This is a genomic window from Janthinobacterium sp. BJB446 (genome assembly GCF_002735655.1).
GTDB classification, from domain to species: Bacteria; Pseudomonadota; Gammaproteobacteria; order Burkholderiales; family Burkholderiaceae_D; genus Janthinobacterium; species Janthinobacterium lividum.
Map to the genome: position 1 here is coordinate 1,226,256 of NZ_PDZK01000001.1, position 13,359 is coordinate 1,239,614.

Sequence of the window (13,359 nt, forward strand, 5' to 3'; positions counted from 1 at the left end):
CCAGTATCGGCGCCGCGCATGAAGTACAGCTGAGGGGCGGGTGAAGGAAGGCTGAAGTACCCGCCGGCCGCGCTAGTGCGACACCAGCACCGGCAACGTCGCCTCCTGCAGCACGGTGCGGGTGACGCCGCCCAGCAGCGCTTCGCGCAGGCGCATGTGGCCGTAGCAGCCCATCACGACCAGGTCGCAGCGCCGCTGCGCGGCCATGGCCAGCAGGGCCGCGCCCACGTCCTGCCCCGGCGGCGTATCGTGCTGCAGCACCTCGACGTTGACGCCATGGCGCGCCAGGTACAGGGCCAGGTCGGCGCCCGGCTGCTCGCCGTGCGCGGCCGGCTGGGCGTGCGAATTGACGACGGCCAGGGTGACTTGCCGCGCCCTTTGCAGCAGCGGCAGCGCATCGGTGATGGCGCGCAGCGCTTCGGCGCTGCCGTTCCAGGCCAGCAGCGGATGCTGCGCGGCGCCCGCCGGCGCGGCGGAGGGCGCGTGCGGCACCATCAGCACGGGCCGGCCGCAATGCAGCATCAGGTATTCGGCCGTGCCGGCGATAACGCGCGACGGCGTATCCTGCGCATCCGTCTGGCCCAGGATCAGCAAGTCGCAATAGCGCGCCTGCAGCAGCAGCGCGCCTTGCGCGTCGTCGTCGACGAAGCGCGTTTCGTAGGCGCCCAGGCCTTCCTCGCGGGCGATACGCTCGAAGTCGTGCAGCGCCTCGCTGGCCTGGGTGCGCAGCGCCTGCATCTGCGCCGGCGCAAACTGCAGCGCGTTCACGCCGCCGCCATACGCGTAGCGCGAGATGCCGCTCATGGCCGAACCGATCAGGTGCGCCCCTTCGGCGACGGCCAGGCGCACGGCCAGGCGGATGCGCTGGGCGCAGTGGCGGGAATTGTCGACGTGGACCAGCAGGGTGGTATAGGGCATGGCGTTTTCCTCGGTTGTCGGTTATCAGGTCTGCAGCACGTAGCTGCCCGGCGCGTCGCCCAGGGCAAGCCCCATGGCCGGTGGCGCCACTTGCGCGCCCGCGCGTTCTTCCAGCCACGCTTGCCAGGCGGGCCACCACGAACCGTCATGGTGCGGCACGTCGCGCTGCCAGCTGTCCGCGTCGACATAGGGCGCATCGTGGCCGTGCGTGGCCAGCTGGTAGCTGCGGCGCGGCTGGCCCGGCGGCGAGACGACGCCCGCATTGTGGCCGCCCGAGGTGAGCAAAAAGGTGACGTCCGTGTCGGTCAGCAGCTGCAGTTTATACACGGAGCGCCACGGCGCCACATGGTCCGTCAGGGTGCCGACGGCAAAGATCGGCGCGTCGATGTCGCGCAGGGCGATGTGGCGGCCCGCCGTGCGGTAGCGGCCTTCGGCCAGGTCGTTGTGCAGGAACAGGCGGCGCAGGTATTCCGCATGCATGCGGCAGGGCATGCGCGTGGCGTCCCCGTTCCAGGCCATCAGGTCGCTGTCCTGCTCGTCTTGTCCCATCAGGTAATGGCGCAGCTGGCGCGACCAGACCAGGTCGTTCGAGCGCAGCAGCTGGAAGGCGCCCGCCATCTGCTTCGTATCGAGGTAGCCCTGCTTCCACATGGCCGCTTCCAGGAAGCTGACCTGGCTATCGTCGATGAACAGCGACAGTTCGCCCGGCTCCTTGAAGTCGACCTGCGAGGCCAGCATGGTGAGGCTGGCCAGGCGCGCATCGCCGTCGCGCGCCATCGTCGCGGCGGCGATCGCCAGCAGGGTGCCGCCCAGGCAGTAGCCTGCCGCATGCACCTGCGGCGCGCCCGTGATGCGGGCAACGGCGTCGAGCGCATCCATCACGCCCAGCTGCCGGTAGTCTTCCAGCGACAACTCGCGGTCTTCTTCCAGCGGATTTTTCCAGGAAATCATGAATACCGTGTGGCCCTGGCCCACCAGGTAGCGCACCAGCGAATTGTGCGGCGACAGGTCGAGAATATAGAACTTCATGATCCAGGCGGGCACGAACAGCAGCGGCGTGGCATGCACCTTGGCGGTGGCGGGAGCGTACTGGATCAATTCGATCAAGTCATTGCGGTAGACCACCTTGCCCGGCGTGACGGCCAGGTTCTGGCCCACCTTGTAGCGGTGCGCATCGGGGGCATGCGCTCCCATGGCGGCGCGCTGCCAGTCGCCGGCCGTGTGGGCCATGCCGCGCGCCAGGCTGGCGCCGCCGCTGTCGAGGGCCGCTTGCTGCACCACGGGATTGGTCAGCATGAAGTTCGACGGCGCCAGCATGTCGAGCCACTGGCGCACGGTGAACGTGACGACATCTTCGTGGTGCGGCGAGACGCCGCGCACGCCCGTGGTGGCGCGGTGCCACCATTGCTGCTGCAGCAAGAAGCCCTGGTAGACGAGGTTGTACGGCCAGCGCCGCCAGGCAGGGTCGTCGAAGCGCCGGTCCTGCGGCAGCGGCGCGATGCACGGCGGCTCAGTGGCGCTGCCGGCCAGCGCCGACTGCAGCGCGTACTGCTGCCAGCGGCCGATCTTCTTCCACGCTTCCTGCAGCAGGGTTTGCTGCTTCGATGGCGCCAGCGCCAGGTGGCTGAGCCAGTCGGCATAGGCGTTGCCCAGCGCGGCAGGCGAAATGCCGCCCGTGAACTTGCCCAGCCAGGCGCTCAGCAGCAGGTCCAGGGTGGCGCCTTCCGGCGCGCTTTCCGGATAGTCGGGCACTGGCACGCCTTGCCAGGCGCTGCCCAGGCGCTCATGTTCAATGTTGTGTTCCGCGTCGCTCGGCTGCGTCTTGCTCATCCAGGGCTCCTGTCATTTTTTTACAGGGTAGCAAGAGCTTGTTCAAAAAATTATGATCTACATCAAGTTTGGCCGGATGCGTACGGCAGGCGGCTTGCCACCTGGATGGCAGTTCGAATAAAAGCCATTTAAACGAATATTGCGATTCAAATGATTATATTGAATTTTAATCCATGCGGGTTCGGGCCTGGATGGCGTGAAAAGCTTGCTGTGAACCATTTTTCACTATGACGGGACATATTTCCTCCATCGTTCTGCCGGTCACCGAATAAGAAAAACGTTTTTTTCGTGAATTTATTTGTTGTATTTGAGAAATTTATGTAGCAAGATGTAGTTAAGCAAGAAGTGAAGCAAGACCGCTCACGGTGGATAGAGGAGATTGACATGCATACGAAAATGTCGGCAAGCGGCAGCGAAGAGGCGGGCAAGGGCTATTCACACGGGGCAGGTGCGGGTGCCGGCAATGCGTCCGTGCGGCGCCTGAAGGCGATCGGCTACCTGGCCCTGTTGCTGGCCATATTGCCGGCCGCAACGTGCATCGCCATGGGGCGCGCCGGCGTACCGGCGCCGTTCAGCACCGCCTGCGGCGTGGTGTCGTGCGTGGCCGCAGGCCATGCGCTCTAGCGCACTGCCTGCGCTTCCTCGCAGATCCATGCCATGAATGCCTGCACGGCGGGGCGCGTGGCCGCGTCGGGCCGCGCCACCAGGTAGTAGGCAAAGCGCGCGGGCCAGGGCAAGTCCAGCACTTGCACCAGTCGCCCGGCGGCGATTTCCTCCTGCGCGTACAGCTGCGGCACCAGGGCCAGGCCCTGGCCCGCCTCGGCTGCGCGTATCAATAGAAAGTCATCTTCGAAGGCCGAGCCGCGCCGCGCCCGCGCCGCATCCGTGCTGTCGTCCGGGGCGCCATGCGCGGCCAGCCACAATGGCCAGTCGGCGCGGTCCGTATCGTGCAGCAGCGGGTAGCGCAGGCAATCGGCCGGCGTGGCGATGGGCGGCTGGCCCGCCATCAGGGATGGACTGGCGACGGGCACCAGCACGGGCGCCATCAATCGCGTCACCTGCAAGCCCGGATAGTCGCCCAGGCCGTGGCGCAAGGCCACGTCGACCCGGTCGCGGCGCAGGTCGACCAGCGCGGATGTCGCTTCCACGCGCACCTCGATATGGGGATGGCGCTGGTTGAAGCGACCCAGGCGCGGCACCAGCCACGCGGCGGCAAAGGTGGCGACCGTGCTGACGGTGAGCGTCTGGCGCGCGCCCATGTCTTCCAGCGCCTGGCTGGCGCCGGCGATCTGCGCAAAGGCGCCCAGCAGGGCGGGGTGGACCATGGCGCCCGCCTCGGTCAGGCGCAAGCCCTGGCGTTCGCGCGTAAACAGGGGCATGCCGACCCGCTCTTCCAGCAGGCGGATCTGCTGGCTGACGGCACCGGACGTCACGTGCAGCGCCTCGGCGGCCGCCTTGATGCTGCCGCGCTGGCCCACTTCGACAAAGGCGCGCAGCGCCTGGAGCGGTAAAGGATGCTTCATCGATATAGTTTTTCTATAGTTGTACGCGAAAAATCATCGTTTCAGTTTCGCTCTGGAAAAACGCATTATAGGGGCATGCGGCGTTCTTTTGACGTCGAGTAAAACTATATCGATAGGATCTCCATGTTACTTTCACATCGGCAACTTTGTCTGGTGTTGCTGTGCACCACGCAATTCGTTGCCTTGCTCGATTTTTCCATCACCATGATTCCCTTGCCGCAAATCCAGCAGAGTCTGGGCTTTACGCCCGGCGGGCTGCAATGGGTGATCAATGCCTATGGCGTGGCCATCGCCGGCTTCCTGCTGCTGGGCGGGCGCGCGGCCGACATGTTTGGCCGCCGCCGCGTCTTCATCACGGGGCTGCTGCTGTTCACTGCCGCCTCGCTGCTCGGTGGTTTTTCGCACAGCCCGGCCATGCTGGTAGCCACGCGCGCGCTGCAGGGCTTCGGCGCCGCCATGTTTTCGCCGGCCGCGTTCTCGCTGCTGCTGGCCGTGTTTCCCGAGCCGGCGCAGCGCAACCGGGCGCTGGGGGCCTGGACGGCCGTGGCGGCCAGCGGCTTTGTCGCGGGACTGATCCTGGGCGGCTTCATCACGGATATGCTGGGCTGGCGCTGGGTGCTGTGGATTAACGTGCCCGTCGGCTTGCTGGTGCTGGCCCTGTCGCCGGCCTTGCCCCTGGGCCGGCCCGATGCGGATAGCGCTGCCGCTGGCGGCACGCTCGATGTGTGGGGTGCGCTGCTGGTGGCGTCGGGCGCGGCGACGCTGGTGTTTGCCTTTGCCAATAGCGAGCATGTGGGACTGGCGCATCCGCTCACGTTTGCCCTGGTCGCGCTGGCGCTGGCCTTGCTGGCGCTGTTCGTCTGGGTGGAGGGACGCGTGGCCGCGCCGCTGATGCCGCTGGCCGTCTTCCTGCGCCGCTCCACGGGCGGCGCGAATATCGTCTCCCTGCTGGCCAACACGGCCCTGGGTCCCACCTTTGTCGTGGTGGCGCTGGCCATGCAGGAAGTGCTGGGTTTCAGTGCCACGCGCACGGGGCTGGGACTGTTGCCGATGGCCGTCGCCTTTACCGTGGCCAGCGCGTGGGCCGGGCCGGCATTGATCGCCCGCTGCGGCACCAAGCCCGTCATCGTCGGCGGCATGCTGCTGTTCATCGGCGGGCTGGCCATGCTGGGCAGTTCGCTGGCCACGCTGGCTGCCTGGGGCGCCTCCATCCTGCCCGGTACCGTACTGGCCGGCATCGGCTACGGCCTGGCGTTTCCCGCCTGGACGGTGGCCGGCATCGATGGCGTGCCGGAAGCGGACCATGGCCTGGCGGGCGGCATGCTGACCACCACGCAGGAAGTCGGGTCCGCCGTGGGCCTGGCCGTGGGCGTGGCTGTCAGCATCGCCGTGCTGGCCGGCGGCGGCACGGCTGCGCAAGGCTACAGCAGCGCCATCCTTGTTTCCGCCTGCCTGGTCGTGGCGGGCCTGGCGTGCGCCATCGCCATCCTGCCCGGCAAGGCCGCACGCCAGGAGGCGGCGCCATGATGGAGCTCTACACCGACAGCTCGCCGAACGGTTTCAAAGCCACGATTGCGCTGGCCGAACTGGGCTTGCCATACCGGCTGCGCCATGTGCGCATCGAGCAGGGCGAACACCGGCTGCCCGCTTTCCTGGCCCTCAATCCGCACGGGCGCATTCCCGTGCTGGTCGACCACGAGACGGGCATCACCGTGTTCGAATCGGCCGCCATATTGCTGTACCTGGCCGAGAAAACGGGGCGGCTGCTGCCGAAGGCTCCCGCGCAGCGCTGGGCCGCCATCACCTGGCTGCAATTCCACGCGGCCAGCATGGGGCCGATGCTGGGTCAGCGCGTGCATTTCGAGATCGCAGGCGGAGGCGCGAATGCGGCCGCCACGGCGCACTTTCGCCAGCTGTGCGACGCCGCGCTGGCCACCATGGATGGCCGCCTGGCGGACAACGCCTACCTGGCCGGCGACGGCTATTCCATCGCCGACATCGCCAGCTTTGGCTGGCTGCATATCGTCCGCATCGTCGGCTTCGAACTCGATGACTGGCCGCACGTGGCCGCCTGGTATGCCCGCGTGGCTGCCCGTCAGGCCGTGCAGCTGGGCATCTCCATTCCCGCGCCCGCCACGGGCGCCTGATTTTTATCAAGGAACAACATGAGCATTGACATCATAGAAGGCGCTTCGTCGCAGGCTTTCACGCAGCACCGCGGCTACCGCCGCATGTTCGCGCCCGGCGCGCTCACCCTCGGCATTTATCTGCCGCTGCGTTTTTACCAGGGCGACATGCGGGCGCTGGCCGGCCAGGCCGACCTGGTCGCCGCCATGGACCGGCAAGGCTTTGCCGCCGCCTGGGTGCGCGACATTCCCCTGTTCGACCCGCGCTTCGGCGATGCGGGCCAGCTGTTCGATCCATGGACCTATCTGGCGTATCTGGCGGCACGCACGGATGCGCTGGCGCTGGCCACGGGCAGCGCCATTTTTACCCTTCGCCATCCCATCGACCTGGCCAAGGCGGCCGCCAGCATCGACCAGCTGTCGGGCGGGCGCCTGGTGCTGGGCACGGCGTCGGGCGACCGCGCCAGCGAATTTCCCGCGTATGGCGTGCCGCATGCCACGCGCGGCGCGCGCTATGCGCAGGCCGTGCACATGTTCCGCCAGTTGCTGCAGGCAGGCCCCGCCAGCATCGACGGCCCGCTGGGCAGCCTGGCTGGCCTCGAACTGCTGCCCAAGCCCGTGGCGGGCGTCATTCCCCTGGTCGTCACCAGTTCCTCGGGCCAGCCGCTGGCGTGGATCGGGCGTCATGCCGACGGCTGGCTGACGTATCCGGAAGCGACGGATACGCCGGACGGGCCGCGCCGGTTGGCGGAAAAGATCCGCGCCTGGCGCGCCTGCATACCGGATGGCGGCTTTCGTCCGCACATGTGCAACGAGTGGCTGGACCTGGTGGACGACCCCGATTATCCGCGCACGCCTATGCGCAGCGGCTATGTGCTGCGCACGGGGCGCAAGGGCTTGATCGACTTGCTGGGGGAGTGGCGCGAAGCGGGCGTCAACCATGCGGCGCTGGGCATTCAGCATGGCCAGCGCCCGGCTGCGGAGGTGCTGCAGGAACTGGCCGAGGAGGTGCTGCCGCACTTTCCGTCGCATGCGGCGCCGTGCGGGGATATTCTTCGCTGGTAGTGGCGCTAAAACGCCTGGCTGACTGAATAAATCAGCAAGCCGGCCAGGCCGCCCACAATGGTGCCATTGATGCGGATGAATTGCAGGTCGCGCCCGATGGCCAGTTCGATGCGTTCGCTCATTTCATCCTTGCTCCACAGGTCCAGGCGGGCGGCGATGAAGGCGCCCACTTCGCCCCGGTAGCGGCGCACCAGCGAGCCGCTGCCGGCGACGATGGCGTCGTTCAGCCATGCCCGCGCAGCTTTGTCCGTCTCCAGCACCTTGCCCGTGTTGCGTGCCAGGCTGGCGATGGCTTGCGCCAGCACGGGCTGGTCGGCGTGCAGGTCGGCCAGCAGGCGCGTGCTGATGTGCTTCCAGACGTCGCCCAGCATGGCTTGCACCGTGTCGCTGGCGACCAGCTGCAACTGGTAGCGGCGCACCGTTGCCTGCCACTGCGGGTCGGCCTTCAGGTGCAAGGCGCTGTCGGCGATCCAGCCGGCGATGCGCTGGCGCAGCGGGTGCTGCGGGTCGACGCGCACGGCGAGGGCGAATTTTTGCAGCGAGGCGATCATGCGGGGCTCGTACGCTTTCACGGCTTTTTTCACCAGCGCGTTCTCGATCTGGAAAGCGCCCAGCACGAAGTCGCCGATGGCGGCGTGGTGACCTTCGTCGTCCAGGTAGGCGGCGCTGCGGTCGAGCATGAAGTCCAGCAGTTCCTGCGGCTTGCCGTCGGCGATCAGCGCATCGATGCAGTCGGCCGCCACGTCCGACAGATTCAATTGACCCAGGTAGCTGCTGGCCTGTACACGCAGCAGACGCCCCAGTTTCTCGTGATCGGCCATCGCCAGCAGCTGCCTGGCGACACTGGCGCTGGCCATGCCCAGCCGCTGCGCGTGGACCTCGTCACCGAGCCAGGCGCCCAGCCGCGCGGCGGGGTCGGCTTGCACAATGCGCTCGGCGATGCCTTGCTCGGTGATGAAATGGTTTTCCACGAAGGCGCCCAGACTGCGGCCTATGTCCGCCTTGCTGTTCGGGATGATGGCCGTATGCCACAGGGGGATGCCCAGCGGGTGGCGGAACAGGGCCACGACGGCGAACCAGTCGGCAATCGCCCCCACCATGGCCGCTTCGGCGAACGCTTCCACATAGCCCCATGCGGGGTGGCCGCCCCGCTGCGAACGGGCCACGGCGAAGACCAGCGCGGCCAGCAGCAGCAAGCCAACGGCCAGCCACTGCATGTTGCGCAGGCGCGCGCGCTTGAGCTGGTCCGTGCTCTGGTCCAGCTGTGCGATGAGGTCGGGGGAAGGTTGCATGGATGGCGGCCTGCAGAGTTGCGAGACCGCCATCTTACTGCGATGGCGCAGTGACGGGATTACTGTTGCGGATGCAGCAGCGAACGGCGGCGCGCGTAGCCGAAGTAGATCACCAGGCCGATCACCAGCCAGATGGTGAAGGCCACCCAGGTGACCCAGCTGAGGAAGCTCATCAGGCCCACGCACAGGATCACGGCCAGCGCCGGCACATACGGCACGCCGGGGCAGCGGAAGGCGCGCGGCAGGTCGGGACGCTTTTTGCGCAGCACCACGACAGCTATCGACACCATGGTGAAGGCGGCCAGCGTGCCGATGTTGATCAGCTCGGCGAGGATGTTGAGCGGGATCACGGCGGCGATCAGGCCGAAGACGATGCCGACCAGCCAGGTGGCGAAGAACGGCGTGTGGAAGCGCGGGTGCACGGTCGACAGGCGCTTGGGCAGCAGGCCGTCGCGCGACATGGCGAAGATGATGCGCGTCTGGCCGAAGGCCATCACGAGGATCACGGTGGTCATGCCGAGGATGGCGCCCAGGTCGACGAAGCCGGCGATCCAGTTTTCGCCCGCATATTGCAGGGCCAGCGAGACGGGATGGTCGACGCCGAGGAATTTCTGGTATGGCACGATGCCCGTCATGATGGCCGACACCACCACGTACAGCACGGCGCACACGGCCAGCGAACCGATGATCCCGATAGGCAGGTCGCGCGACGGCTTCTTGACTTCCTCGGCGGCCGAGGTGACGGCGTCAAAGCCGATGAAGGCAAAGAAGACGAGGGCGGCGGCGCTCAGCATGCCGTGGTAGCCGAACGGCATGTAGGGCTGCCAGTTGGCCGGCTGCACGTGGCGCGCGCCGAAGATAATAAACAGCAGCACCACGCCCACCTTGATGGCCACCATGATGTTGTTCAGGCGCGCCGATTCGCGCACGCCCCAGCCCAGCATGGCCGTCAGCAGCAGCATGATGACGAGGGCCGGCAGGTTGATGAAGGTCGTCACGCCGGGCAGCGCGCCCGGCGCGGCGGTGAGTGCGACGGGCAGGGCGATGCCAAAGCCCGACAGCAGCGACTGGAAGTAGCCGGACCAGCCGACGGAGACGGCGGCAGCGGCCAGGCCGTACTCGAGCAGCAAGTCCCAGCCTATCATCCAGGCGGCCAGCTCGCCCAGGGTGGCATAGCTGTAGGTGTAGATGGAGCCGGCCACGGGCACGGTGGAGGCGAATTCCGCGTAGCACAGGGCGGCGAAGCAGCAGGCGACGGCCGCCACGACAAACGACAGCGACAGGGCGGGGCCGGCCGTCAGTGCGCCCGTGCCGGTGAGTACGAAAATGCCCGTGCCGACGATGGCGCCAATGCCCATGAGGACAAGGTCGAAGGGCCCCAGCACCTTGGCCAATCCTCCTGGCTTCTTGCTGTGGGCAATCATGTCATCCAAATTCTTGGTTCTAAATAAGCTCACTGTGTCTCCTGGTGGTTTTTGTCATGGCGCCATTGCCGCCTCGTGAGTAGCACGACGCAGCCAGATTCTAGCCCAGGCGCCCGTGATTCCTGAAGAAAAACCGTACAGTGCCGCGCGCGCCAGCCCTGTCAGCTTGCCTGGCAGGCAAAAAAAAGCCCCGGGATGATGAACCGGGGCTGGAAAGGAGACTGCTACAAATGGTTACGTGGGTTTACTTTGAAAAATGCGCCTCGATCTCTTCCAGGGTCTTGCCCTTCGTTTCAGGGAGCAAAAACGCGGCCGCCAGGAAGTACAGCACGGTGCAGCCGGCGCCAAAGAAGAACAGCGTCGAGTAACCATGCAAGCCCACGGTCGGCAGGAAGATGGCGGCGATCACCGTCGAGACGAACTGGTTGACGAGCAGGGCGATGCTCATGCCGTTCGAGCGGATGCGGGTCGGCATCAGCTCGGACAGGGCCAGCCACACGCATACGCCCGGGCCGACTGCAAAGCTGGAAACGAACACGCAGATGGCAATCGCTACCAGCCAGCCGTGGGTGGACGAGGGCACGGGACCCAGGCTGGCCTTCTCGATGCGCAGCGGCGCTTCGCGTCCGGCGGCCGGGTCGGCGAACGGGTTCAGGTGCAGCTTGCGGAAGAACACGCCGATCACGCTGTCGGCCTGCACGGCGTCTTCGCGGGCGATGGACACCTGGCGCAGCACGGGATCGTCGCTGCGCAGGCTTTTCACATTCGTGAACGGGCCGTAGGCGTAGGCGATGGTCAGCTGTTGCGGCGTGCCGTCGGCCGCCGCGCCCAGGGCCGTCAAGGTAGCCGCATCGAGGTGCAAGGACAGGCTGTCCGCTTGCACTTGCGCCGCGATGGCGGGGCGCACGTCGGCCAGGTGCGCTTCGGCGCCGCGGAACAGCAGGCCGGCCGCCAGCAGCGAGACGACGATGCCGCCCGTGCCCAGCATCAGCAGGAATTTGCGGCCCTTGCGGTCCACCAGCAGCACGGCCACCACCGTCATCACGGCGTTCAGTACTTTCAATAACACGTCCGCCATATTGGCCGAGGCGCCCGACAGGCCCGCCTGGTTGAGGATATTGACGACATAGGCGAGGATGGAATTGATGCCCGTCGCCTGCGTGCAGGCGAGGATCAGGCAGGCCAGCAGGAAGGGCAGCACGTAGCGGCGGCTCAGCAGCGGATCCCTGGCCTTGCCGCTTGCCTTGGCCGTATTCTCCGGCGTGTCCTGCATCTCGCGCAGTTCGATGTCAGCGGCGGCTGGCAATCGCGTGCGCAGCAGCGACTGGCGCGCCTGCTCGATGCGGCCCCGTTGCGCCAGCCAGCGCGGCGATTCGGCCAGCAGCAGGGCGCCGATGGTAAATACGAGGCCCGGCGTCAGGCAGACCCAGAAGATGCTGCGCCAGGCGTGGTCCTTGGCAGTGAAGATGGCGGCGATGCGGCCCGCTTCCGGCAAGGCTTGCGCCGCCTGCGTGGCCGTTTCCACCGTCTGCGCTTGCAGCAGGCCGATCAGGGCGGCGGCCACCAGGCCGATGGTCAGCAGCAGCTGGAACAGGGCGGCACCGCGCCCGCGCTGTTGCGCGGGCAGGCATTCTGCCAGGTACAGGGGCACGACGACGCCGATCAAGCCGCCGCTGATGCCTTGCAGCAGGCGGCCCAGCAACAGCGGCGTGTAGCCGTCGGCCAGGGCGATCAGCGGGATGCTGGCGCTGAACAGGGCGCCGGCCAGGAACATCACCCAGCGCCGGCCGAGCAGGTCGGCCAGGGCGCCGGCGAACAGCGATGACAGGACGGAGCCCAGCAGCACGGCGGCGACGATAAAGCTCAGCTGCTGAGCCGTCAGTTTCCAGGCCACGGAGGCCGTCGATTCCAGGTAGGGCAGGGCACCGGCGATGATGCCGATGTCTATGCCGTACAGCAATCCCCCCATGCCGGCAATAAATAGCAGGTAGCGCATGGCCCACACGGGGGCCTTGTGTGACGTGTCGTGCATGAAAACTCCGGGACGGGGTTGAGGTTGGGGGGCTGGGTCTAGAGACTGAATCTAGCGGGTGGAAAGATCGATGGCCGCGCCTTCGACGAAGACGGACACTGGCTGCAAGTTGGCATCGAGGACGACGATATCGGCCCAGGCGCCGGGCGCCAGGCGGCCCCGTTCGGATTCGCCCAGGTAGTCGGCCGGGTACAGCGACAAGCGGTTCGAGGCGTCGGCCAGGTCCAGGCCCAGGTCGACGAAATTGCGCAGCGCCTGGTCCATGGTCAGCACGCTGCCGGCCAGCGAGCCCGTTGCCAGGCGCACGCAGCCCAGGCATTTGTAGACGCGCTGCGTGCCCAGGCCGTATTCGCCATCGGGCATGCCGGTGGCCGAGGTGGCGTCCGTTACGCCGTACAGGCGCGGGATGGCGCGCAGGGCCGCGCGCAGGGCACCCTTGGCTACGTGCTGCAGGTCGGGGATGATTTCCGCGTATTCCGCATGCGCCAGCGCCGCGCCCACCATGCCGGGGTCGTAATGCGTCATGCCCGTCATGCCGTTGTACAGGTGCGTAAAACCGGAGACGCCGGCCTGCAACGCCGCGACGCCTTCGTCATACGTGCCGGCGCTGTGGCCGATCTGCACGCGGATGCCCATCGCCGCCAGTTGCGGGATCAGTTCCAGGTGGCCGGGGATTTCCGGCGCCATGGTCAAGACCTTGATGGGGGCGATGGCGTGAAAGCGCTGCACCAGCGCCAGGCTGGCCTGCACCACGTCGGGCGGCTGCGCGCCCAGGCGGTGCAGGTTCAGGAACGGGCCCTCCAGGTGCACGCCCAGCATGCGCGCGCCGTTGGCCGGGCGCTCGGCGATGACGCCGGCCAGGCCTTGCAGGGCGCGCAGGATCGATGGCTCCTTGGCTGTCAGGGTCGTGCCCAGCAGGGCCGTGGTGCCGTGGCGCGCATGCAACTGCGCCACGGTGGCGCCGGCGTCGCCGCCCTCCATGATGTCGACGCCGGCCGCGCCATGCACGTGCAGGTCGATGAAGCCGGGCAGGATGGTCAGCGCACTGTCGGCGGCAGGGTCTTCTTGTATCTGGACGATGCGCTGGTCAAAAGTGATGGTGCCCGTGATCCAGCCAGATGGGGTAAGGATTCTGCCGCTCAGCATGTG

11 protein-coding genes are annotated in these 13,359 nt (G+C 67.0%); 4 read left to right on the forward strand and 7 right to left on the reverse strand.

Annotated elements, in window-relative coordinates; translation table 11 throughout:
• Positions 1-72: 72 nt before the first annotated feature.
• Together CSQ92_RS05470 and CSQ92_RS05475 are read right to left on the reverse strand one after the other, a co-directional pair.
• The gene (locus CSQ92_RS05470) at positions 73-918 is read right to left on the reverse strand and encodes a universal stress protein (protein ID WP_099393462.1); all 846 of its coding nucleotides are present in this window, start codon (positions 916-918) and stop codon (positions 73-75) included.
• A 24-nt stretch (positions 919-942) separates the two neighbouring features.
• On the reverse strand, positions 943-2,748 hold the full coding sequence (locus CSQ92_RS05475; protein ID WP_099393463.1) for a PHA/PHB synthase family protein: 1,806 nt from the start codon (positions 2,746-2,748) through the stop codon (positions 943-945).
• 384 nt (positions 2,749-3,132) lie between these two features.
• Here CSQ92_RS05475 and CSQ92_RS05480 point away from each other — a divergent pair, with 384 nt between their 5' ends.
• Positions 3,133-3,372, forward strand: a complete 240-nt coding sequence (locus CSQ92_RS05480; protein ID WP_099393464.1) for a hypothetical protein — start codon at positions 3,133-3,135, stop codon at positions 3,370-3,372.
• On the opposite strand, the gene gcvA is transcribed toward CSQ92_RS05480, so the two are convergent.
• A complete protein-coding gene (gcvA, locus tag CSQ92_RS05485; RefSeq protein WP_092613595.1) occupies positions 3,369-4,271 on the reverse strand; it encodes a transcriptional regulator GcvA in 903 nt (300 codons plus the stop codon). The two genes, CSQ92_RS05480 and gcvA, sit on opposite strands and share 4 nt — an antisense overlap.
• Positions 4,272-4,394: 123 nt before the next feature.
• On the opposite strand from gcvA, the gene CSQ92_RS05490 reads away from it, so the two are divergent.
• The 3 genes from CSQ92_RS05490 to CSQ92_RS05500 are packed head-to-tail and all read left to right on the forward strand — an operon-like array spanning position 4,395 to position 7,462.
• Complete coding sequence (locus tag CSQ92_RS05490) at positions 4,395-5,798, forward strand: MFS transporter (RefSeq protein WP_099393465.1); 1,404 nt, start codon at positions 4,395-4,397, stop codon at positions 5,796-5,798.
• On the forward strand, positions 5,795-6,418 hold the full coding sequence (locus CSQ92_RS05495; protein ID WP_099393466.1) for a glutathione S-transferase family protein: 624 nt from the start codon (positions 5,795-5,797) through the stop codon (positions 6,416-6,418). The genes CSQ92_RS05490 and CSQ92_RS05495 overlap by 4 nt, the downstream gene beginning before the upstream one ends.
• A gap of 18 nt (positions 6,419-6,436) precedes the next feature.
• The gene (locus CSQ92_RS05500; RefSeq protein ID WP_099393467.1) at positions 6,437-7,462 is read left to right on the forward strand and encodes an LLM class oxidoreductase; all 1,026 of its coding nucleotides are present in this window, start codon (positions 6,437-6,439) and stop codon (positions 7,460-7,462) included.
• A 5-nt stretch (positions 7,463-7,467) separates the two neighbouring features.
• Here the strand turns inward: CSQ92_RS05500 and CSQ92_RS05505 are convergent, their stop codons facing one another.
• The 4 genes from CSQ92_RS05505 to CSQ92_RS05520 form a co-directional block, all read right to left on the reverse strand.
• Positions 7,468-8,754 (reverse strand): DUF445 domain-containing protein, encoded by a 1,287-nt coding sequence (locus tag CSQ92_RS05505; RefSeq protein ID WP_099393468.1) that lies wholly within the window; start codon positions 8,752-8,754, stop codon positions 7,468-7,470.
• Between the two features lie 59 nt (positions 8,755-8,813).
• The gene (locus CSQ92_RS05510; protein ID WP_099393469.1) at positions 8,814-10,211 is read right to left on the reverse strand and encodes an amino acid permease; all 1,398 of its coding nucleotides are present in this window, start codon (positions 10,209-10,211) and stop codon (positions 8,814-8,816) included.
• A gap of 211 nt (positions 10,212-10,422) precedes the next feature.
• Positions 10,423-12,210, reverse strand: a complete 1,788-nt coding sequence (locus tag CSQ92_RS05515; RefSeq protein ID WP_099393470.1) for an MFS transporter — start codon at positions 12,208-12,210, stop codon at positions 10,423-10,425.
• Positions 12,211-12,261: 51 nt separating this feature from the next.
• Positions 12,262-13,356: an N-acetylglucosamine-6-phosphate deacetylase gene (locus CSQ92_RS05520; RefSeq protein ID WP_099393471.1), complete on the reverse strand. Its 1,095-nt coding sequence runs from the start codon at positions 13,354-13,356 to the stop codon at positions 12,262-12,264.
• Positions 13,357-13,359 lie beyond the last annotated feature (3 nt).